This window comes from Apibacter adventoris (assembly GCF_002964975.1).
In the GTDB taxonomy this organism is placed as follows: Bacteria; Bacteroidota; Bacteroidia; order Flavobacteriales; family Weeksellaceae; genus Apibacter; species Apibacter adventoris.
The window spans coordinates 39,060-59,647 of the sequence record NZ_PSZM01000045.1 but is presented as its reverse complement, the minus strand read 5'-3'; the positions used below and the strand labels follow the sequence as shown (position 1 = coordinate 59,647).

Sequence of the window (20,588 nt, the reverse complement as noted above, 5' to 3'; positions counted from 1 at the left end):
AGAACCTAAGTTTTTTAAGATAAAGCTTGTTTTAAATCTTCCAGTAAATCTTCTATATCTTCTATACCTACAGATAAACGAATAAGAGAATCTTGTATTCCTGAGGCTTTTCGCACTTCTATAGGGGTAGATTTATGAGTCATACTTACAGGATGGCTTACTAAACTTCTTACATCACCTAAATTTTCCGCCAAAAGAAAGATTTTTGTACGGGTTAAAAAATCTGTAGCAGCAGCAATAGTATCATCTTTCAAACTAAATGAAACCATACCTCCAAAAGCTTTTTGTTGATTTGCTGCAATTTCATGATTTTTATGTCCTTTTAACCCCGGATAATATACTTTATCTACCTTAGGATGATTAACCAGAAATTCTGCTACTTTTAGCCCATTTTCAGAATGCTTTTTCATTCTCAAAGGGAGTGTTTGTATTCCCCTTAGGGTAAGCCAACTATCAAAAGGCGACAAAACTCCTCCGGTTGTGTTTTGTATATATTTTAGTTCTTCAGCTAGTTTGGGATCTTTTACAACTAGAAAACCACTTAATACATCTCCATGTCCGGATAAATATTTAGTTCCGCTGTGTACCACTATATCTGCACCTAATTCTATAGGGTTTTGGAGTACAGGTGATAAAAAAGTATTATCTACTATCAGCAAAGCACCTACACTTTTAGCTAATTTTGAAATTTCGGCAATATCTGAAATTTTTAAAGTCGGATTTGTAGGAGATTCCAACCATATAAAGCGGGTTTTTGAAGAAATCGCATTTTTAACATTTTCAATATCTGTAGTATCAATAAATTTAGAAGTGATTCCCAAACGATTATATATAGTAGTTAATACTCTGTAAGTACCCCCATAAACATCGTTTACCGCTACTACTTCATCTCCTTGTTTTAATAATTTCAACACGCAATCTGTTGCAGCTAATCCCGAGGCAAAAGCAAACCCGTTAGTACCCATTTCCAATTCAGCAATAGCCTCTTCTACTACTTTCCGAGTGGGGTTTCCGGTACGTGTATAAGCAAAACCTTTATTTACATCGGGTGCTTCCTGTACATAAGAAGATGTTTGGTAAATAGGAGTAGAGATTGCTCCCGTTAATTCATCTGGTTTAGAAATGTGTACAATTTTTGTTTCTAATTTCATGATGTGGTTGTTTTTTACAATTAATAAATTAAATTCATTAATCACAACAAAACAACTTATACAAGATTTTCCTATTTTTTTCAGAAGAAGCTAAAAAAGCTTCTTCCGATAGGTCGAAAGAAGCTTAATATATTTAAATCGGGTTATAAAGCTATTCTCGACTTATCTTTCCCATAATGGGGTTGGATGCAGCACCTTCTCATATAAGAGGGTTGCTAAGGTATCATTGGGCCAATTCCCTCCACCTTTCTTGATAAGTAATTTTATTAATGATCCAGTTAATATGCAAATATATATTTATTTTTTGAAATTTCAATAAAAAATAAGAGATAATATTATTATAGTTTTTTTAAAATAATTTAAATCTGCATTATTAACAAGGATATGAGTGCACAAACAAACTAACATAATAAAGCTTATGAACAATTAAAGCATCTATCTAAAGAATTTATCTATTGATAGAATTGGAAAATGAAAAGGATAATATTTTATTTTTCATCAGATTCTTCATCAAAATTCAGCTTTTTCAAAGCGCTTTCAATCATTTGCATTCTGCTTTCCAGTTTTTTTGCTGAAGCATCTAAAGTATATCCTTCTTCTAGCAATTCTTTAATAAGTAATATTTTTTTGATGTTTTCATAATTATATCTCCTGTTTTTTCCCTCTTCTTCTGTAAGGCTTTTTATTATTCCTTTGTCTTCCCAATACCTGATTTGACGACAAGGGATTCCGGTTATTTGAGAAACCTCTCCAATACCTATAATTAATTTCTCTAAAAATTTAAAATCAAAAGAAAGATTTTTATTAGCACTCATTTTGTAAATAATTTACAAATAATGTTGCAAATATAAAAAATAGTTTATTTCTTTGCAATTGTAGATTATTTACATTATTTGTAAATAAATTAATATTATTAACCAAAAATTAAAATTTATAAGATGTTTACAAACAAAAATGTTATTATAACCGGAGGTACAGATGGTATAGGTTTAGGAATCGCTCATGCATTTGCCAGACAAAAGGCACATGTGGTTTTAATAGCCAGAGATATCCAGAAATTACAGAAAGTAAAAGAAGAACTAACTATTTATAATTCTCAGGTGTCGGTGCTTTCGGCTGATTTATCTTTAATTAAAGAAATACCCGATTTAAGTATATCTATTTTACGACAGGTTTCGGGAGTGGATGTTTTAGTAAATAATGCAGGAATCGGTCGTTTTATTTCTTTTGAGGAAACAACAGAAGATTTATTAGATATGCACATTAACCTTAATGTTAAAGCTCCTTATTTACTAACGCAAAGGTTATATAAATCACTAAGAGAACGTAGGGGAAATGTCATAAATATATCTTCTTATTTTTCTCATCGTATGCTTCCCGGTCGGGAATCTACGGCTTATTCACTTACTAAAGGAGGATTAGATTCTTTTACCAAATCATTAGCATTTGAAGCTGGTAAACAAGGGGTAAGGGTAAATGCTATAGCCCCCGGAAGTGTAGATACCCCTCAGTTACGATATAATATAGAACAACTCCCGGATCAGGGACAGTCACAATTTTATGATATGATACAAACGATTTATCCGATGGGGAAAATTGGTTCTATAGAAGATATAGGAAATGCTGCTGTTTTTTTGGCATCAGAACAGGCTAAATGGATTACAGGAACCGTTTTATCCGTAGATGGTGGGCTTACAACTAATTAATAGTTTAAGGGTATAATAGAAGTAGGTTATATAGATGATAAATTCCAATCCTTAAGGATTGGAATTTTATCATGTTTAAATAACAATATTGATAATCCGTTTAGGTACAACAATTATTTTTTTAGGAGTTTTACCTTCCAGGTAATTAGGCGTTTTTTCGTGAGCCATTACTGCTTCTTCTACTTCTTTAGGAGTGGCAGCTGCAGGCATTTCTATTTTAAAACGTACTTTACCATTAAAACTTACCGGATATTCAAAACTGTCTGAAACCAGATATTCCGCATGAAATTCAGGAAAAGGAATTTTTTCTATACTTTCCGTATGTCCTAATTTTTCCCAGAGCTCTTCTGCTATATGCGGAGCATAAGGAGAAAGTAAAACAATCAGAGGTTCCAGGATTTCCCTTTTATCGGTTTTTAGTTTAGCCAGTTCATTTACAGCAATCATAAAAGAACTTATGGAAGTGTTAAAAGAAAAGTTCTGAATATCTTCAGTAACTTTTTTAATTAATTGATGCAAGGTTTTCAGTTCTTCCTTAGTCGCTTTTTCTTCAGACACAGAAAAAGCTTCATTTTCTCCGCTAAAATATAATCGCCATAGTTTTTTCAGGAAACTGTGTACTCCGGTTAATCCTTGTGTATTCCAAGGCTTAGCCTGATCTATAGGACCTAAAAACATTTCATACATACGAAGAGTATCTGCTCCGTATTCCTCACATACATCATCTGGATTAATTACATTATATTTAGATTTTGACATTTTACCGAGTTCACTTTCTGTATAGAATTTAAAAGTAGAAGGAGGTAATGGTTGTCCGTCTAAATTATAAAATTTTTTTTCAGAATATTTATAAAAACCATTTTGAGTGATGAAAACAGGATTTTTAAAATTGTGCCATTTTACATATTGATGAATATTTTCTTCATCAAGATAAGCCTCTTTATCGCTCTTATTATAATTTTTCACAAATTCAATAGGAATAGCTAATGTTTGATATTCTTTAGTGAATTCAAAAATATGGTTAGAGAAGCAATTTTTATCGAAAATGATAACACCTAGTTCTTCATTATCATTAAAAATATTGATCATTTTTTTTCCTTTATATATAAAGTTTCCAGAATTTATACTTCTATAACAATTTTCAATAATACCTTGAATCATCCCTTGATTAATCAGTTTTTGGAAGGGTTCTTCACTGTTTACATATCCGTAATCTTTCAGGAATTTATTCCAGAAACGGGAATATAATAAATGTCCGGTAGCGTGTTCACTTCCCCCAATATATAGGTCAACATTTTCCCAGTATTTCACTTGGGTATCATCTGCAAACCTGGTATTATTTTTTGGATCAGCATAACGGAGGTAATACCAGGAACTTCCGGCCCATCCTGGCATAGTGTTTAGTTCTAGAGGGAATACGGTTTGATCATTTATTAAATCTTTACTAACTATTTTTTGTTCCTTTTCATTCCACGCCCATTCTTTGGCTCTGCCTAAAGGAGGCTCTCCATCTTCTGTGGGCAGGTATTTTTCTACTTTTGGAAGAATCAATGGTAAAGAAGATTCCGGTAGGGTATATGGGATATTATTTTTATAGTAGATAGGAATGGGTTCTCCCCAATATCGTTGACGGGAGAAAACGGCATCTCGTAACCGGTAGTTTATAGTTCCTTTTCCTATATTTTGGGTTTCCACTTCAGAAATAATCTTTTCCTGAGCTTCTTTTACCGACAATCCTTCAATAATTCCTGAATTTATACAAATCCCTTCTTTGGTAACATAAGCTTCGTTTTGTACATTTTCACCTCCTTGTATCACTTCTTTAATAGATAGGCTAAAATAAGAAGCAAAGCGATGATCTCGTTCATCATGGGCAGGAACCGCCATTATAGCTCCAGTGCCATATCCCATTAAAACATAATCGGCAATATATACCGGAATTTTTTCTTTAGAAAAAGGATTTATAGCATAGGCCCCGGTAAATTGTCCGGATACGGTTTTAGCATCAGCCATACGGTCACGTTCAGATCTTTTACTGCTATCTTCTTTATATTGGTTTACTTTCTCTATATATTCTCCTGTAGTTATTTCGTCTACTAATGGATGTTCAGGAGCCAATACCATAAATGTTACTCCATAAATAGTATCAGGACGAGTAGTAAATACTTTAATGGTAATGTTGGAGTTAGACAGTGAAAAATCTATTTCAGCGCCTTTGGATTTTCCAATCCAGTTCCGTTGGCTTTCTTTTATAGCTTCGCTCCAATCTATAGTCTCTAACCCCTGTAACAATCTTTCTGCATAGGCCGTAATACGCATAGACCATTGCATCATTTTTTGTTGATAAACCGGATGGCCTCCTCTTTCAGATACTCCGTTTACCACCTCGTCGTTGGCTAATACGGTGCCTAAAGCCGGACACCAATTTACTGTAGTTTCAGCCCGGTAAGTAAGGCGGTAATTAAGTAAAATTTCTTGTTTTTTTTCTTCGGTGAGTCCGTTCCAGTCATCAGCACTAAAAATTTCTTTTTGGGAAGTGGCTGCTTGAATGTTGGAATTTCCTTCTTTTTGAAATATCTCTACTAATTCAGAGATAGGATATGCTTGTTGTTTATCATTATTATAATAGGAATGATAAAGCTGGATAAATAACCATTGGGTCCAATGATAAAAATCCGGGTTGGAAGTACGGACTTCACGGTTCCAATCATAAGAAAAGCCTAATTTTTTTAATTGATTTTCATAGCCGGCAATTGCATTACCCTGTTTGTCGATTCCTCCTTCAATATTTACCTGGGTAGTGGTAGCCGGATGCTGACCGGTTTGTATGGCATATTGTTCAGCGGGTAACCCGAAACTATCATATCCCATAGGATGTAAAACATTAAAACCTTGGTGGCGTTTAAATCTAGCATAAATATCAGAAGCAATATAGCCGAGTGGATGCCCTACATGAAGCCCTGCCCCTGAAGGATAAGGGAACATATCCAGTACGTAATATTTAGGTTTTGAAGTATCGGTTGATGCAGCAAAAGTTTGTTGGTCTTCCCATATTTTTTGCCATTTTTTTTCAATTTCCTGAAAATTATATTGCATGATATAAATGGTATATTTTAATTTGCAAATATAAGGCTTTATTAAAATATGAAAGTTTTATGTAAAATAGCAAGAACCTATAGACTTTTTTCAAATTTATTTTTATTTGATTTATAGTATTAATAAATTCTAAAATAATTAGTTTTTATATATAAAGAATTAAGTTATTTACGGGTTAATGCCAAAGTATTATGTTATATACACCCATTAAAAAATTTGTCCTATAATGGGGGTATTTACTAAAATAATCAAAATAAAGCAGTTATCAATGTAGATTTTTTTGCATATTCTAGCTTTATTAAAATTTTATTTTATTTTTTTTGCAGAATTATAAAATTTCGTAAACTATAAAATTTATCTGATTTTTCCCAATCTAAATTTTCTATTTTTTTTTCTAAAGTTTTCAAAGGCTCATTGTTAATAAGGGCTTCTGTCATATTATCTTTTTTATTTAGGTTGGCATAGTAAAAACGAAACCAGTATAAATTTTCAGTTAGTTTTTCATTTTTTATTCCTTCTTCAAGGGAAGGAAATAGAGAGATAGGTATATTAAAATCTCCCTTGCATCCAAAATTTCCAATAAATGCTTTCCAAAGTTTCCCATTAATTTCCCATTCTTCTATACCTATTTGCTCATTTTCTTCTATCTGCCAGAAAGCTGAAAGTAACACAGGTAATGAATTCATTGAAAAATTGTGAAATGCATTTTGAGTGGCGCTCAATTCATCTTTTCCAATTCCTGTAAAACTTTCTCCAATCACATTTTTATTTTCAAGCAATATGCGAATATCTAAACGGAGACTGATTCCATTTTCATGTATTTTTAAGTTTTGGATAGAGGCATGTAAGGCCGGAAGTTGTTCATTAACCAAAATCCAGTCTTTATATTCTAAAGCTTTTAAATCGTATGCTTGTAATAAATTGAATAAAATTTCCTGAGCAGTCATTAGTATGCTGATTTAGAGGCTTACAAAAATAGTGAAAAAATAGTAGTTTATTTTACATGTAGTAATTAATCTAAATCAAGATGGGTTTATTCTTTTAAAATAGTCTTAGTACAGTAAAATTCTGGATAATCTTTACTTATAAAATTTTTTACATAATGGAAAGAAAATAAGATAATTTATTAATAACAATTTATAAGGAATCTTCATGTTATTAGGAAGTTTATGTTTTCCTTGATTTATACGGTAAATTTATACTTTTACACAAATAATATCTTTTATATGGGTAGAAAAACGTTTAGAAAGGAAAGACTGTTTCATCTTCCAAGTTGTTTTTAGATCCTGGCAACCTAATTTTACTTTATCATTAAAGTATTTACGGTTTAGTATATCCATAGCTTGCATAATGGGCCTGTGCTTTAAAAAAGTATCTTCTTCAAATAAGGAGGTTTGTCTTTCAGTTTCTGGTATAATTCCCGAAACAATAACCCCTGCTTTTTTGTAGTAATAGCCTTTGCGGTATATTTGATTTAATACTTTATGAGCTGCCTTAACCAGTTCAATAGAAGAATTAGAAGGAGTAGGCAGAGTGTAGGTAAACGACGGATGATATTGCGAAAGATCATTGCGGAAGTAATTTGTATGAAGAAATACGGTTACCCAATTACAACAGCTTTGTTGTGCGCGTAGCCGTTCTGCGCATTTTATTGCAAAAGTTGCTATCCTTTCTTTAAGCGAATCTATACTATTTGTTTTAACATCCAACGTGCGGGTAGTAGCTATACTTTTCTTTTTTGTCGGCATTTTTAGTTCTAATTGGGGAATTCCTTTTAATTCCCTAATTAAACGAATACCTATTATTCCCATTTCCTGACGTATGTAGGAATCGGGGAGATGAATCAGCTCCCATGCCTTTACAATTCCTTTTTCCTTGAATCGTTTGTTTAGCCTTCTTCCTATTCCCCATATATCTTTAATATCGAGCCATTTTAGGGCCTTTTCTATTTTTTCCTGAGAATCTAGCCAATAAACGGATTTTGTTTGCTCAGGATATTTTTTGGCTATTTTATTAGCTACTTTTGCTAATGTTTGAGTAGGGGCAATTCCTACCGAGGTAGGGATACCCACGCCTTTAAGAATATAGTTTCTCATTTCCAGACAGTGGGATTGCAAATCGTAATTTTCAAAACCTCTGAAATTTAGAAAGGATTCGTCAATAGAGTAAATTTCAACTTCATGGCTATAACGTTTAACTATATTCATTACTCGGTTGGATAAGTCTCCATACAAAACAAAATTTGCAGAGAAAACATATACATGGTTTTCTTTAAATTGTTTTTCGTATTGAAATGCTGGAGCTCCCATAGGAATCCCCAAAGCTTTTGCTTCATTAGATCTGGCTATTACGCAACCGTCATTGTTAGATAGTACACAAATAGGCATATTTCTAAGTGAAGGATTGAAAACTCTTTCACAGGAGGCATAAAAATTATTACAATCAATCAATGCAAACATCATTAAATAAATTTTATGATATTGTAGGTCAAGATTCCCCAGATAATGAAATCATTGTCAGGAGTAACATAGATTGGGTTGTAGTCCTTGTTTTCAGGGAGTAATATAATTTCTTTTACTTTACCTTTTTCTTGAATTACTTTAAGTCTTTTTAAGGTAAACTCTCCGTCTATATAACATACTGCAATATTCCCGTTATGGGGTTCTAAGGCTTTATCAATGATCATTAAATCACCATCAAAAATTCCTATGTCCTTCATAGAATCACCATTTACACGAGCCAGAAATGTGGTTTCCGGATCTCTGATTAACTCTTCATTCAGATCAATACGTTCAGCCGGAAAATCTGAGGCAGGAGAAGGAAATCCGGCTTTTATTCCGCCCTCAAAATAGGAAAGAGGTTGTTTAATAGATATATCTAGACTAAAAATATCTAAATTTTTTCCTTTATGTATCGTTTGGATTTTCATGTGCCAAAAAATAAGAGCGAGACTCTTTTCTTTGTTTATATTTAAAACTTATTTTAAAAATCCTAATTGAGAGAATATAATAATTAGCTCTCCTATACTTTTTGCGTGAACCGTTTCTTTAAGGTATTTTATTCTTTGGTTAATAGAACTTATACTGCAAGCTTTAATATTCTGAGTTTTAAAGATTACCGATATTTCTTTTATTTTTTTAGAAGTTAGTAATCGTACAAGTTCAACATCTTTTGCAGTTATTTTATTTGCATAACTTTCTTGTTCAGTTTTCGAAATATAAGTGTTCCCCTTATATATTTCAGTAATTGCGGTTTTTAATTCTTTCATATTATCTTTACCATCGGTTATAACTGCATCTATAGGGAAATTATCTTGTAAAAGTTTTTCTGCACAGTACTTACTGTCAGTAGATAAAACAATTATTTTCAAGGAAGGCTGCTCTTTTTTAAGAGCTTTTATAAGCTCTTTTTTCTCAATTAGTTTTTGCTCTTTATCTATAGGGGGAAAAGAGAGCCCGATGATTAATAAATCATAGGGAACTTGGTTAGCTTTTGCAGTTTGAATTTTAATGCGAGCCTCTTCATAATCAAAAGCCTGATCAATAATAGGTGTATACAGTAGTTCTTTAGCAATAATTTTGATCGCTTTAAAAAGGCTTTCAAAATCCTCTACAATAAGAATTTTATTAAACATACAAATTTTTCAGTGTTAAAAATAATCACACAAATTTAATGTTTTTATTTTAATTATTGTATAAATGAGCAGAAAAAAACGTTATTCTTTTGTTATATGTAAAAAAAATGATTATTGAATGAATGTCAGAGTAATATGGAAATAAAATATAAAAATTTTTTTATGGAATTTTTATATTTTAAAGGGTCTAATTATAATATAATAGTTGCTCCTCATAAGTATAGTAAAATTTGATTTGATAGGCTCTTCTAAGTTCTTTGTTATTAAAAATATACCTAGAATCATACAAATTTGCATCACGTTTATATATATAATATTTTGATCAAGGAAAACAATTTGATTTAAAAGAAAATATTTTATGTTTCAAGTGGAAATATGTAAATATATAAATATATAAGCATAACCAGTTAGGAGGGGAGTTTTATAAGTCTAGCTAATAAAAAGAAATTTCATAAGCTGAAAAAAATATTGCTGAAGTATGGGTACTAAATATTATAAGGGGAAATGGTTATGATGATAATTTTTCTAATGATTTAAAAAATAAAATTTCAGATAGGATAGTAAATCAATTTATTTCTCGTTATAACTACCAGGTTACTATTGTTTAGCTAAGATTTTTAAACTACATTCGCTTAGAAAATTTTTTTATATGGAATTAGATTTAATTCAAAAGGGAATTAAAGAAAATCTCATCAAACTAGATGAAGAAGCACATACAATAACCTATATACATCAAAATAAAAAAAGGAACTATGCGAACCCGGAAGAAAAAATTCAGGCAGAAGTAACTCAGGTTTTGGAACAAGCTAAACAAGAAGTGGGAAAAATGATTTTATGAGACTAATTTTTTTAAAAATTAATAATAATGTTAGTATTTACCCAAGATAAAAAACAACTTTCCGAGTTAAAAGAGAAACCTTTTAAACTGGAAAAAGATATACAAACCTTATTTGAAACTAATTTGGAAAATATTGCAGGATTACAATTTATAAAATCTGAATTTAAAATTAAAAACAGCCGCATAGATACTTTGGCTTTTGATAAGGAAACCCAAGCCTTTGTAATTATAGAATATAAAAGAGAAAAAAATGACGGAGTGGTAGATCAGGGGATTTCCTATCTTAATTTAATGCTGGAAAATAAGGCGGATTTTATTGTAGAATACAACGAAACACAGCCGAAACCCCTAAAAAGGAAAGAAATAGAGTGGACACAAAGCCGTGTGATCTTTGTATCGCCTTATTTTAATGAGTATCAAAAACAATCCTCCAACTTTAAAGACTTAGGAATTGAACTTTGGGAAATTAAACAATACGAGAATGGGGTAGTAATAATAAATCCAATAAAAAAAACAAAATCGGCGCCCAGTATTAAACAAATTCAGACCAATGATAATTCCGAAATAAGCAAAGTAGCTCACGCAATTGTTGTTTATACAGAAGAAGATCATTTGCAGGGCAAACCGGAGGAAATTAAAGAACTTTACGAAACCTACAAAAATGCGATACTAAACCTTGCTTTCAATATAGAAACGGAACCTAAAAAATTATATATTGCATTTAAAGAAAATAAAAAGAATATTGCCGATATAGTGATCTTAAAAAAGGGATTGAAAATTTTTATTAATAAGAAAAAAGAGGAGTTAGACGATCCTAAACACCTATTGAAAGATATTTCAGCCTTAGGCCACTGGGGAAACGGAGATTATGAGGTTATTGTAGACAATACCCAACACCTGGAATATATTATGAGTTTAGTTAAGCAGGCGTTGTAAATTGCTGGCATAGTTACTCCTTAAGCAACCAGTTCAAAAACTCAAACTCAGTATGGGGGAGGTGGTTTTTAGCAGTTATAAATATCTACCCTAAATTCTTCCTTCTGTGCAGGCATGGGTTTTTTATTTTCCTGAGAAAAATAAGTGTGTTTGGCAGCTGTTAAGAAACGAAATAATTGTAAATCCTAGTTGTTTATAATGGTTGGTTCCGTGATTCATAAAACGTATGCTCCGGTCTTTTTTCAATTCCTCTATCCAATTTAAGTTTCCGTATTAGGTTCTTTACTCATTTTTCATATCTATACGCGAGCAAAATAAGGCTAAATTTATAAGATAAAATATTTTGTAAGGTAAAATACCATAACGCAAAACGAATCTTATATTTTTATTGTATTAATTTTATTATTTATATTATAGAAAAAGATATTTTAGAGAAACTGGCACAGATTCTTAAAATTCCGGTGGAAACCATAAAAAATTCTATGGACGATGGTTCTTTAAATTTTGTAGTAAATACTTTCAATATTTGTGAGACCTTTCAATGTAAGTCTTACAATCAATTTTAATCTTATTAAAAAAATAGCTGAATATTTATTTACTAATACTCTAAAATTCTATAAAAGGAATACTGATTAGTTCTTTTAAATAAAAAATTAAAATTCCGAATTCTTATCCCATATAAAAGAATCGATAAAAACCCACTGGTTCAATTCTTTTCTATACCAAATGGTATAATTGGTATTTTGATCTTTTTCCCAGGTAATTTCTTTAATCGTTATAGGTTTTTTTCTTTCTTTTTCATTAAAAAAATTATATAACCCAATTCTAAACTCTGATATAATAGCTTCATTTAATAAAAAATCTTCTTCTTGTATAGGTTTATATTTCTCTTTGATTTGTTGGAGAGTCCAATTTTTTACTTCTTCCGGGTTTATATACTGCATCTGTTTAGTATGTATTTCTTTTTTTACTTTGAGCTGAGTGTTTGTGTCGGAATCCATAAGTGATTTATGTTTAGTACAACTTAGGATTACTATTAAAAATAAACAAATATTAATAATTTTCATATAATATAAAATTGAGTATTAGCTAACATACTGTTGAGTTCTAATAAAATAAAATCTAAATGCCTTTTTCTCAGATCATTTCCAATATTCATGATACTCAAGCGATCTAAAAAGAATCCTCCGTTTATCCTAATATCAGCATTATATTCATCTCCATGTATACTTTTTTGACCTATTAAAGCGTTATAAGTATTGCCAATAGTATGTCCGAATTCATGAGCTATAGGGTATTGTATATAATTTTTCCCATTTTGAGGATGCACAACGATTTTAGTGTCTTCAGTATCTATATTTATGGTCTTATCTGTCCAGTTTACATTACTTCTTTCAAATCTTCCAGGAATAATTTTAGTCACATTAACATTCCAATGAGGTTTCTCTAATACCCATTTAATATCAAAATTTACAGTAAAAGTAGTATTCCTATGTTTTTGGGCGAAGGCAGAAGTTCCACTTACTTTTAATCTAAAAAATCCACTCCATTTTTTCCAGATCAAATTATCAGCCATTTGGTGGAATTTTCTTTTTTCAACCAGTGTCCAGGGCGTAACTTTAGTCAGCCAGTTATATTCCCATTTTTCTTGAATAAGAATGGTATTTCTGGCTTCTTCTATATAAATATCCATTCTGTCGGTTTGCTTTATAAATGACATAATTTATGGAATATTAAAAAGTTAAAAAAATATAAGATATAATCACACAAATATAATCATTTATTTGATTGAGATAAAAACAAAAGTAAAAAATATATTATACTATATTAATTATTGTATTGAAGGCTAAGGGGGATAAAAACTGAGTGAATTTAGCTTAAAACATTAAGCTATGCAATAGAGGGGGGAATATTATATTACCACATTTTGTTTGAAACAATATAAATAAAAAAGTAAATATAGAATTAATCTATAGAAAATAGTAAAAAGGAAACAAAGAAACGAATCGAAAGATACCAACAAATCAATTTAAAGAATATATAAAAAATGAAATAAATTCATTAATATATAAAAAATAGAGTATTGCAAAAAAGTAAAGCAAAGATGAAGGTTAAGAAATCTAATTATCGTCTAAAAATAAAAAAACCTATATGTAATATAGGTTTTTTTCAATAAATTAATTTTCAAAAAGTGGTCCCACCTGGGCTCGAACCAGGGACCCCCTGATTATGAGACGAAGATAATAATCTTTCTATTTCTATCATTTGTTTTCAAATAATTGATTATTAACAATATATGTAAAATATGATTTTCATTTATCTGCTTTATTTTGTAATATTCTGATATAATGTTTCACTTATGTTTCACTCAATTATTATTTCCACTTTCATCAAAATATCTGCATTAAAATACAATATTATTCTTTTTCCTGGTAATTTCAATTTCCCTACATACTCATATATTTCATATCTCAGTCCATTTTCTGAAATTTGAGAGGGTCGAAACTCAACCAAATCAAATTCGTAATTTTCATATATAATATTCATTATATATATATTCAAAAAACCAGGATAAAATGATTATATATCTTATAAGAAATTTAATTTATTGTAATAGAGATTTGTAAATCCTAGATTTTATTTGAACTTCCGATTTATAAAAATAATTATTAACCCGAATATAATCAGATAATAAAATTTTATCCAATTTAATTATATCTGATTCTTCAAATTCTAAAATTATAGCAACCAGAATATCCCAATGGAATATAAGTTCTACATTAATAGGTTCAACATCAAAAATTGATAGTTTCTTAATATAAATATAGCTGTCATGTCCTATTATTCTGTCATTAATTGGCTCTAAATCAAATTCCCAGTTCTCATATTCCATTCCTAGCTGAAAAGGTATATTTGTATTCATATTTTTTGATTTTTGGGTATAAAAAAACCACTCTATATTTAAGAGTGACTGAATATAAATTTGATTCCACTTTTCTAATAATTCATTATTTTATATCTGCATTATAATTTTCGTTAAATACTATTTTTCTTGAAAAAGTTATTATATGACCATTATTATCTTCAAGTTCTTTATATATAATTGTATATCTATTATTTTGATAAGTAATTAAATTTACTGTTTGTTGTGTAGTAGTACTTCCAATATATTTATAATTACCTAAATCTGCTTCTATCTTAAGACGATTTCTACTTCCTTCTATACTTGTATCACCATCCGTTATATAAGTAATAGTATTCAAACTTTTATTTTTATTAATCTCATGATAAATTGATGAATTTCTATCTGATAAATTGTAATACCTATATACATTATCTTTTTTATCAAGGTAATCCCAATTTCTATTTTCTAAAAAAGTTTTCGCTTTGTAAAAATCATAACTAAGTATTTCCATCAAATCATTATTTGAAATGAATGAATTGGTATATGAATTTTGGGCATTAATTATTGTTAATGTTGATAGTGTTAATAGAAATGTTAGTAAATGTTTCATTGTTTATTATATTTTAAAGTAAATAATTTATCCTTGAAATTATAAAACTGTAATAGATGTTAAATATCTAAATTTTAATGTTTTAACTAATATTATTCACTTATCTGTGGGTTTTATATTATTCTAATAATTATTTATAACCCATTTTAATAATAAGTTAGGTATATAAATTTCTTCAATAATGTTTTGTTGATTATTAAGACTAGAATTCAAAAAAATATCTTCTGTTTCCTTTCTAATTAATGTAATTAAATCATTGGCATTTATTTTTGCTATTTTCTTAAAATCTGAATTATATTCATTGTTCTTAACTGATAAAATATATGAGATTATATTAGCATAAGATTGAACTCGATATGAATACTCTTTTAATTTTTCATTATCCCAATTATAAAGATTAGCTTGTAATAAAGAATTAGTTTTAATCATTAGATGATTAGCTTGCTCTTGTGCAATATCTAATACCTTTTGCTTACTTAACTTACTATAATTTTCATCAATTAATTTTTCTAATACTTCCATTTGTTACTTTTTTAATTTAACAAATATATAATAAGTATCAAAATTGATAGCAATATAAATTTAAGTTATTCCAAATTTTGACTATTAGTATTCTATAAAATTTGACTAAACAAGAATTCCAAATATTAATAGGCAAGAGAATTAAGCAATTGAGAGAAAGTAAAAATATCTCTCAGGTAGAACTTGCCAATATGTGTGATTTTGAAAGGTCAAATATGAGTAGAATTGAAATGGGCAATACTTGCCCCTCTACTTATACACTCTATAAAATAGCCTTACAGCTCGATATTGAAGTTTTTGAGTTACTTAATTTTAAGACTTTATAAAAATAAAAACGCTATTAATACTATCTATTAAATTTTATAAAGTTCTGTAATTAACCTTTTAAGGAGTAGAATTAACTACTTCACACTTTCACTATAAATACTTTATCTCCTGGTTTTTATAATCTTGAATAAACCAGGAAAAGAAGAAAATTATATTTTTAACATCATACAGATTTATAAAATAATGCACACTTTTTCTATAATCTTATATATAATCCCTAGAAAAAACGTGCATAAAAATCTAAATTTCACATTTCTTCTTATATAACTCAACAGTAAATTTCGGATTTTTTACAAGAAAAATCCCTTATCCGCAAAACTAAAATAGTTTTCTTTAGTTATTACCAAATGATCTACAAATATTAAATCCAATAACTTACAAGCCTGTTGTATTTTTTCCGTTAAATTCCAATCACTTTTAGAAGGATTAGGATTAGAACTAGGATGATTATGTATTACTACAATAGCAGAAGCATTGGCTTTTAAAGCGGTACTAAGTATAAGTCTTATATCTACACAACAAGCAGAAATTCCACCTTTAGCTAAACTATAATATCCTAATACAAGATTGTTTCTATTCAAATATAATACTTTTACCTCTTCCTGCAATTCAATAGTTTTCATATTCCAAATAGATATGGCTAAATCATATAATTGAGTACTATCCTCTATTTTTATTTTCTCCTGGTTTTTATTAGTATAGGAGACTTTTATTTCTGATACTTTCATAAAATGATAATTCTTTATTTATCGGTAGTTAAGGCTAAAACAAATTCTATATCCTCAGAATGAGTGATTTCTCCATTACTTAACATTTCCAGTAGTTCTTCTTTATATCCTTCTATTCCCTTATAAGGAGTAGTATAAAATAGTTCTAACCTTCCTTTATTTGCTACCAAGACTTGATATTCTTCATTCGTTATAAATACCATTCCACTGTAATGATTAAACATAATAGTAACATCTTCCTCTACAAAAGATTCTGGTAGTTTGTATTCACTATAAAGGGTTAAGAGTTCTATAGCTAAAGCTAATTCTCTGTACCCATAGTTTTCTAGGTTATTAAAGGTAGATATTGATGACATATAAAATAATATTAAAAAAGTACGTCCACTTTTTGCAACACTTATATAATAAGAATACAAAAAATGGACGTATTAAAAATTAAATGGTTAATTCTTCATTTAAGGAAAATGTATGATTCTCTGCTAATTCCTTTTGAATGTAGGGAGAAGTATTTTCCTTGTGAGTAGTAGATTGTATTTGTGGATTATTAGAACCAGGAAGATAAGTATATCGGTGACTAAGGAGTAAAACTTCTCCCGTATCTTTTACCATATATTCATAAGGTTCACATTCCTGTTTTTCTATTTTTCCTGGTATTTCTGAACCGAGTAAGGATTGACAAACCAGTTCATCAAAAGTGCAGGATAAATAGGCTTTTTTAGCAGTTGCATAATAATTTCCTGTTTTCTGGCTTAACAGCATTTCTATTCCACCAGAGATTTCCAATACAAAAAAGGAAGTTCCGTCTTCTCTTTTTCTTTCTTTGTAGTTGATAATTTTTACCATTGTTTTATGTTTTTGAGTTAGTGTACCACCAGGAAACAAAAATCCAGGTAAAAAAGATTCAGCTTTCATCTTGAATTTTTATACTGTTTGGAAATTGTTTTGTTTCCTATATAAGTGGTGGGGGGAGGTTTTCCCTTTAAAACTTGTGGGGGTATTTAATTAGGGTAGGTTATGCGTGGAAAGTTTTTTAGGAAAATATAATATGAAGATTATAAATTATTTTTAATTCAAATAACTCAAGTTGCTAGTTATTTTGATAAATTATAATTCTTTTTATTATTGAAAATTTATATTTCCCTGACAATGAGTGAATAATCCGAAAATATAAATTTGTAAGCCATGTTGAAATTTGGATAATTAACCTTTTTATAAAATAATATATTTATAATTAAATGATTATCAATATTATTAAACTAGCAACTTGAGTTAAAATACTTAAACAATATAGTTTTAAGTTAATTCCTATTGATCCTTCTATTCATTAATTTTTTCCATATGCTATGAGCTATAGAAATTTCATAATCACTCATTCCAAAATTCTCTTTAAGTATAATTTTATTAGTAATTTTTAGAATCTGTTCAATATCTTCTTTGTTACGGATCATATCATCTATTTTTTCAATCAGTTCATGATTATTTTTATGATATGGTAAAAGAACTGATTCCACTTCATTAGGCATTAGCTCCAATACTCCTCCTCCATGACTTCTTCCGCAAACTTCTGTAAATGCGAAAGTTAAAGAATTATAATAACTTGCTACAAAAGAATCTTTATTAACTTTAGAGTGTATATAAACTCTATGCATAGTATCTGTTGTATAGGCAGAAGCTTCATTAATAACTAATTTTGGATATTTATGATTTCTTCTAACAAATAAAGCATCAGATTTTTTTAATGATGGGACTACATACCAAAAATCTCTAATACCTGTTTTATATCCTTTATGAATATCCAAAGATTCCCCAAACTTTATGTATTGTTTTGCTCCATTTAATTGTTTTAAGGTTTTTGAAGGAAAACTTACTAAATAAGCTTTTGAATCATTATTTACATTTTCAATCCAATCTGCCTCACTAAATATTAAACTATTAACTTGTACACTCCTTCCCACTAATGGCAAAGCATATTCTTCTAATCCAAAATCTTTTACAGTATCTTTATTTATTGTAAAAAAATTATTTGCGCCTGTAGTTATACCAACTTCCACATTTGCGAAATTTTTAATTAAAGGAATATTATATTTTAATGCTACATTCTCTAAAAAATTAATTTCTTCTTGTTCTAAGAAATAGAATGTCCATTTATTATTATTGAAATCAATATGTTTTCTATTATTTTCTAAACGTGGTAAGTCAAATTTGAGTAAATCATTTGCATCTTTCAATTCAACATGATTTATTGAATGTTGCTGAGTATTATTTTTCTCACATAATAGCAAGACAACCTCTTGTTGAATATTTGGAAACACAAGTTTTTCAAAAGAAATAATTGAAATTTTATTATAAAAATTAGCTAAAAAATTTCTTAATTCTTTAGCATATGATACTTGTAAAATTTCAGCAGGTAATACAAAACCAATTTTACCTTCTTCTTTTAGTAATAAAGAAGACCCTATAACAAAAGATACCCAAATATTTGTTAGCTTTGAAAATTTAAGTTTGGCAGATTTAAATATTTTTTCTGCTTCTGTTTGTTGTTCTTTATCAAAAAATTGGTATCTTATATAAGGAGGATTACCAATTATAATGTCAAATTTTTCATTAGTTTTGTTACAATATTCTAAAAAATCATAGTTAATTATAGTTGTATTTTCACTCTTTAAGGCACTTGCTTTTTCATATTCTGTTGGGTCAAGTTCTATAGCCTTTAGTGATTTAAATTGAAAACCATTATTTCTTATTTGTGATAGAAAGATACCATCACCACAACTAGGCTCTAGTATATCAACGTTTTCAGCACCAGTAAAAGCCCATTTTAAAATAAAATCAGCAATAACAGAAGGTGTGTAAAACCCTCCTCGCAATTTTTCTGCTGATGCTTCTGTTATAAGTTTCATTTTTAATTAATTTTTAGGATAAACAAATCCTCTTTTTTAAATAATTCTATTTTTTTACCCAATAGTTCTGGTTTAGCAATAAATTCTTTTGCTTTCCCCCAACTAATATTAGTCATTGAATTTTTTTGTTTATATGTCACAGATTCAATATCAGTATTATGAGAGAGTTTTAAAGTAAACAATCCTACTTCATTATCTTCAATAATAATTTTAAAAGTGGCAAGAGCTCTTTCAATATGATTGTGAGTTTTATCCTTAGTCCAGTCTAAGTTATTAAAAACTTCATCTCTGAAATAATGCCTTTGATCTATATTTTCTGTTTCCCCTTTTTTTAAAAGTATGGAACCTGTTGGATTAGTATTTTTTCCTGTGGGGATATTTAAGTCACGTTCCTTTAATGCTGAACTTTTCCAAACTAATATTTCCTCTTTATTATTATCTAAAAAATCAACTTCTGCTATATCTTCTTCTATATCAGAAATGCTCTCTATAAATTTTGATTTTTTAAATTTTTGATTAATTTTTGCAGATTTTCTTTTTGGAAATAAGGATATTATTTTTTCCCTATTATTTTTCTCTCTAATGCTACTTTTTGAGTAACTTCTTTTCCTATCTATTTCATTTGGAATAATATCAAGTTTTGATAATTCTTCAATTAACTCCTTCGATATCTCTTTTAAATTTTTATCAGATAAATCAAATAATGAACTAAAATTTTGCGTTAAATCTTTAATTAGACTTAAATCTTCATTCTTATTTACTTCAACACATATTGAAGTTTCCATATTTTGAAAAAGTCCTTGTGATGTTAAATTTGAAGAACCAATTATTACTTTAATCTTATCTATACCCTCAAAAAAATATATTTTTGGATGAAAAATAATATTTGAAGGATTATAAAAAATGTATGATTTGGCTGTAGAGTTTAATAATTCTTCAAGAGCTTCTTTTGAAGTGCCTTTTTGATCTATACCTGTTATAATTGTTAAATCACTTATTTTATTTTCTTTAGAAAGTGAAATAATACCATTAACAGCACTTAAACTAGAAAATGCAGTAATTATATGAACTTTATTATATTCATGACTTTCAAATATTTGAATAAGTTCATTTCCTAATGAGTTTTCTAAATCTAAATTAGAGCCAAGACCTATTATTTTAAAATTCATTACAAAATAATTTTGTAACAAATTTAGCAATAAAATTATCAAACTCATTTTATAGGATATAAAACC

Annotated in this window: 22 protein-coding genes and 1 riboswitch; of the genes, 4 read left to right on the top strand and 18 right to left on the bottom strand. The window is 28.8% G+C overall.

Going from position 1 to position 20,588, the window contains the following annotated elements; translation table 11 throughout:
• Positions 1 to 14 precede the first annotated feature (14 nt).
• Positions 15 to 1,151 carry a trans-sulfuration enzyme family protein gene (locus tag C4S77_RS09930; RefSeq protein WP_105247410.1) on the bottom strand — a complete coding sequence of 379 codons (1,137 nt, stop codon included), beginning with the start codon at positions 1,149 to 1,151 and terminating at the stop codon, positions 15 to 17.
• 159 nt (positions 1,152 to 1,310) lie between these two features.
• Positions 1,311 to 1,411, bottom strand: a riboswitch (SAM riboswitch).
• Positions 1,412 to 1,639: 228 nt separating this feature from the next.
• On the bottom strand, positions 1,640 to 1,966 hold the full coding sequence (locus C4S77_RS09925) for a MerR family transcriptional regulator (RefSeq protein WP_105247409.1): 327 nt from the start codon (positions 1,964 to 1,966) through the stop codon (positions 1,640 to 1,642).
• 123 nt (positions 1,967 to 2,089) lie between these two features.
• Between C4S77_RS09925 and C4S77_RS09920 the strand changes: the two genes are divergently transcribed.
• Positions 2,090 to 2,857: an SDR family NAD(P)-dependent oxidoreductase gene (locus C4S77_RS09920; RefSeq protein WP_105247408.1), complete on the top strand. Its 768-nt coding sequence runs from the start codon at positions 2,090 to 2,092 to the stop codon at positions 2,855 to 2,857.
• A gap of 75 nt (positions 2,858 to 2,932) precedes the next feature.
• Here the strand turns inward: C4S77_RS09920 and C4S77_RS09915 are convergent, their stop codons facing one another.
• The 5 genes from C4S77_RS09915 to C4S77_RS09895 all read right to left on the bottom strand — a co-directional run bounded on the left by C4S77_RS09915 (position 2,933) and on the right by C4S77_RS09895 (position 9,587).
• Entirely contained in the window at positions 2,933 to 5,953 is a 3,021-nt protein-coding gene (locus C4S77_RS09915; RefSeq protein WP_105247407.1) for a leucine--tRNA ligase, read from the bottom strand.
• Between the two features lie 311 nt (positions 5,954 to 6,264).
• Positions 6,265 to 6,900, bottom strand: a complete 636-nt coding sequence (locus tag C4S77_RS09910) for a DUF6348 family protein (protein ID WP_105193416.1) — start codon at positions 6,898 to 6,900, stop codon at positions 6,265 to 6,267.
• A 249-nt stretch (positions 6,901 to 7,149) separates the two neighbouring features.
• Complete coding sequence (locus C4S77_RS09905) at positions 7,150 to 8,415, bottom strand: Y-family DNA polymerase (protein ID WP_317614920.1); 1,266 nt, start codon at positions 8,413 to 8,415, stop codon at positions 7,150 to 7,152.
• Positions 8,415 to 8,882, bottom strand: a complete 468-nt coding sequence (locus C4S77_RS09900; protein WP_105247406.1) for a LexA family protein — start codon at positions 8,880 to 8,882, stop codon at positions 8,415 to 8,417. Before C4S77_RS09900 ends, C4S77_RS09905 begins: the two co-directional genes overlap by 1 nt.
• 48 nt (positions 8,883 to 8,930) lie before the next feature.
• Positions 8,931 to 9,587: a response regulator gene (locus C4S77_RS09895; RefSeq protein ID WP_105247405.1), complete on the bottom strand. Its 657-nt coding sequence runs from the start codon at positions 9,585 to 9,587 to the stop codon at positions 8,931 to 8,933.
• Between the two features lie 649 nt (positions 9,588 to 10,236).
• Between C4S77_RS09895 and C4S77_RS09890 the strand changes: the two genes are divergently transcribed.
• Positions 10,237 to 10,425 (top strand): hypothetical protein, encoded by a 189-nt coding sequence (locus C4S77_RS09890; RefSeq protein WP_105247404.1) that lies wholly within the window; start codon positions 10,237 to 10,239, stop codon positions 10,423 to 10,425.
• 27 nt (positions 10,426 to 10,452) lie between these two features.
• On the top strand, positions 10,453 to 11,361 hold the full coding sequence (locus C4S77_RS09885; protein WP_105247403.1) for a DUF5655 domain-containing protein: 909 nt from the start codon (positions 10,453 to 10,455) through the stop codon (positions 11,359 to 11,361).
• A gap of 653 nt (positions 11,362 to 12,014) precedes the next feature.
• Here the strand turns inward: C4S77_RS09885 and C4S77_RS09880 are convergent.
• The 6 genes from C4S77_RS09880 to C4S77_RS09855 all read right to left on the bottom strand — a co-directional run bounded on the left by C4S77_RS09880 (position 12,015) and on the right by C4S77_RS09855 (position 15,398).
• On the bottom strand, positions 12,015 to 12,362 hold the full coding sequence (locus C4S77_RS09880) for a hypothetical protein (protein WP_146106096.1): 348 nt from the start codon (positions 12,360 to 12,362) through the stop codon (positions 12,015 to 12,017).
• Positions 12,363 to 12,424: 62 nt separating this feature from the next.
• On the bottom strand, positions 12,425 to 13,081 hold the full coding sequence (locus C4S77_RS09875; RefSeq protein ID WP_105247401.1) for a hypothetical protein: 657 nt from the start codon (positions 13,079 to 13,081) through the stop codon (positions 12,425 to 12,427).
• Positions 13,082 to 13,725: 644 nt separating this feature from the next.
• Positions 13,726 to 13,908 carry a hypothetical protein gene (locus C4S77_RS09870; RefSeq protein ID WP_105247400.1) on the bottom strand — a complete coding sequence of 61 codons (183 nt, stop codon included), beginning with the start codon at positions 13,906 to 13,908 and terminating at the stop codon, positions 13,726 to 13,728.
• 58 nt (positions 13,909 to 13,966) lie between these two features.
• The gene (locus C4S77_RS09865) at positions 13,967 to 14,284 is read right to left on the bottom strand and encodes a hypothetical protein (protein WP_105247399.1); all 318 of its coding nucleotides are present in this window, start codon (positions 14,282 to 14,284) and stop codon (positions 13,967 to 13,969) included.
• A gap of 85 nt (positions 14,285 to 14,369) precedes the next feature.
• Complete coding sequence (locus C4S77_RS09860) at positions 14,370 to 14,876, bottom strand: hypothetical protein (RefSeq protein WP_105247398.1); 507 nt, start codon at positions 14,874 to 14,876, stop codon at positions 14,370 to 14,372.
• A gap of 123 nt (positions 14,877 to 14,999) precedes the next feature.
• Entirely contained in the window at positions 15,000 to 15,398 is a 399-nt protein-coding gene (locus C4S77_RS09855; protein ID WP_105247397.1) for a hypothetical protein, read from the bottom strand.
• A 101-nt stretch (positions 15,399 to 15,499) separates the two neighbouring features.
• On the opposite strand from C4S77_RS09855, the gene C4S77_RS09850 reads away from it, so the two are divergent.
• A complete protein-coding gene (locus tag C4S77_RS09850; protein WP_105247396.1) occupies positions 15,500 to 15,724 on the top strand; it encodes a helix-turn-helix domain-containing protein in 225 nt (74 codons plus the stop codon).
• Positions 15,725 to 16,015: 291 nt separating this feature from the next.
• Here the strand turns inward: C4S77_RS09850 and C4S77_RS09845 are convergent, their stop codons facing one another.
• From C4S77_RS09845 to C4S77_RS09825, 5 genes are all read right to left on the bottom strand, one after another.
• A complete protein-coding gene (locus C4S77_RS09845; protein WP_105247395.1) occupies positions 16,016 to 16,453 on the bottom strand; it encodes a JAB domain-containing protein in 438 nt (145 codons plus the stop codon).
• 14 nt (positions 16,454 to 16,467) lie between these two features.
• The gene (locus C4S77_RS09840) at positions 16,468 to 16,809 is read right to left on the bottom strand and encodes a hypothetical protein (protein ID WP_105247394.1); all 342 of its coding nucleotides are present in this window, start codon (positions 16,807 to 16,809) and stop codon (positions 16,468 to 16,470) included.
• 79 nt (positions 16,810 to 16,888) lie between these two features.
• The gene (locus C4S77_RS09835; protein WP_260209783.1) at positions 16,889 to 17,365 is read right to left on the bottom strand and encodes a hypothetical protein; all 477 of its coding nucleotides are present in this window, start codon (positions 17,363 to 17,365) and stop codon (positions 16,889 to 16,891) included.
• Positions 17,366 to 17,751: 386 nt separating this feature from the next.
• Complete coding sequence (locus C4S77_RS09830) at positions 17,752 to 19,353, bottom strand: Eco57I restriction-modification methylase domain-containing protein (RefSeq protein ID WP_105247393.1); 1,602 nt, start codon at positions 19,351 to 19,353, stop codon at positions 17,752 to 17,754.
• Positions 19,354 to 19,355: 2 nt separating this feature from the next.
• Positions 19,356 to 20,522 carry a phospholipase D family protein gene (locus C4S77_RS09825; protein ID WP_181042866.1) on the bottom strand — a complete coding sequence of 389 codons (1,167 nt, stop codon included), beginning with the start codon at positions 20,520 to 20,522 and terminating at the stop codon, positions 19,356 to 19,358.
• Between the last annotated feature and the right edge of the window lie 66 nt (positions 20,523 to 20,588).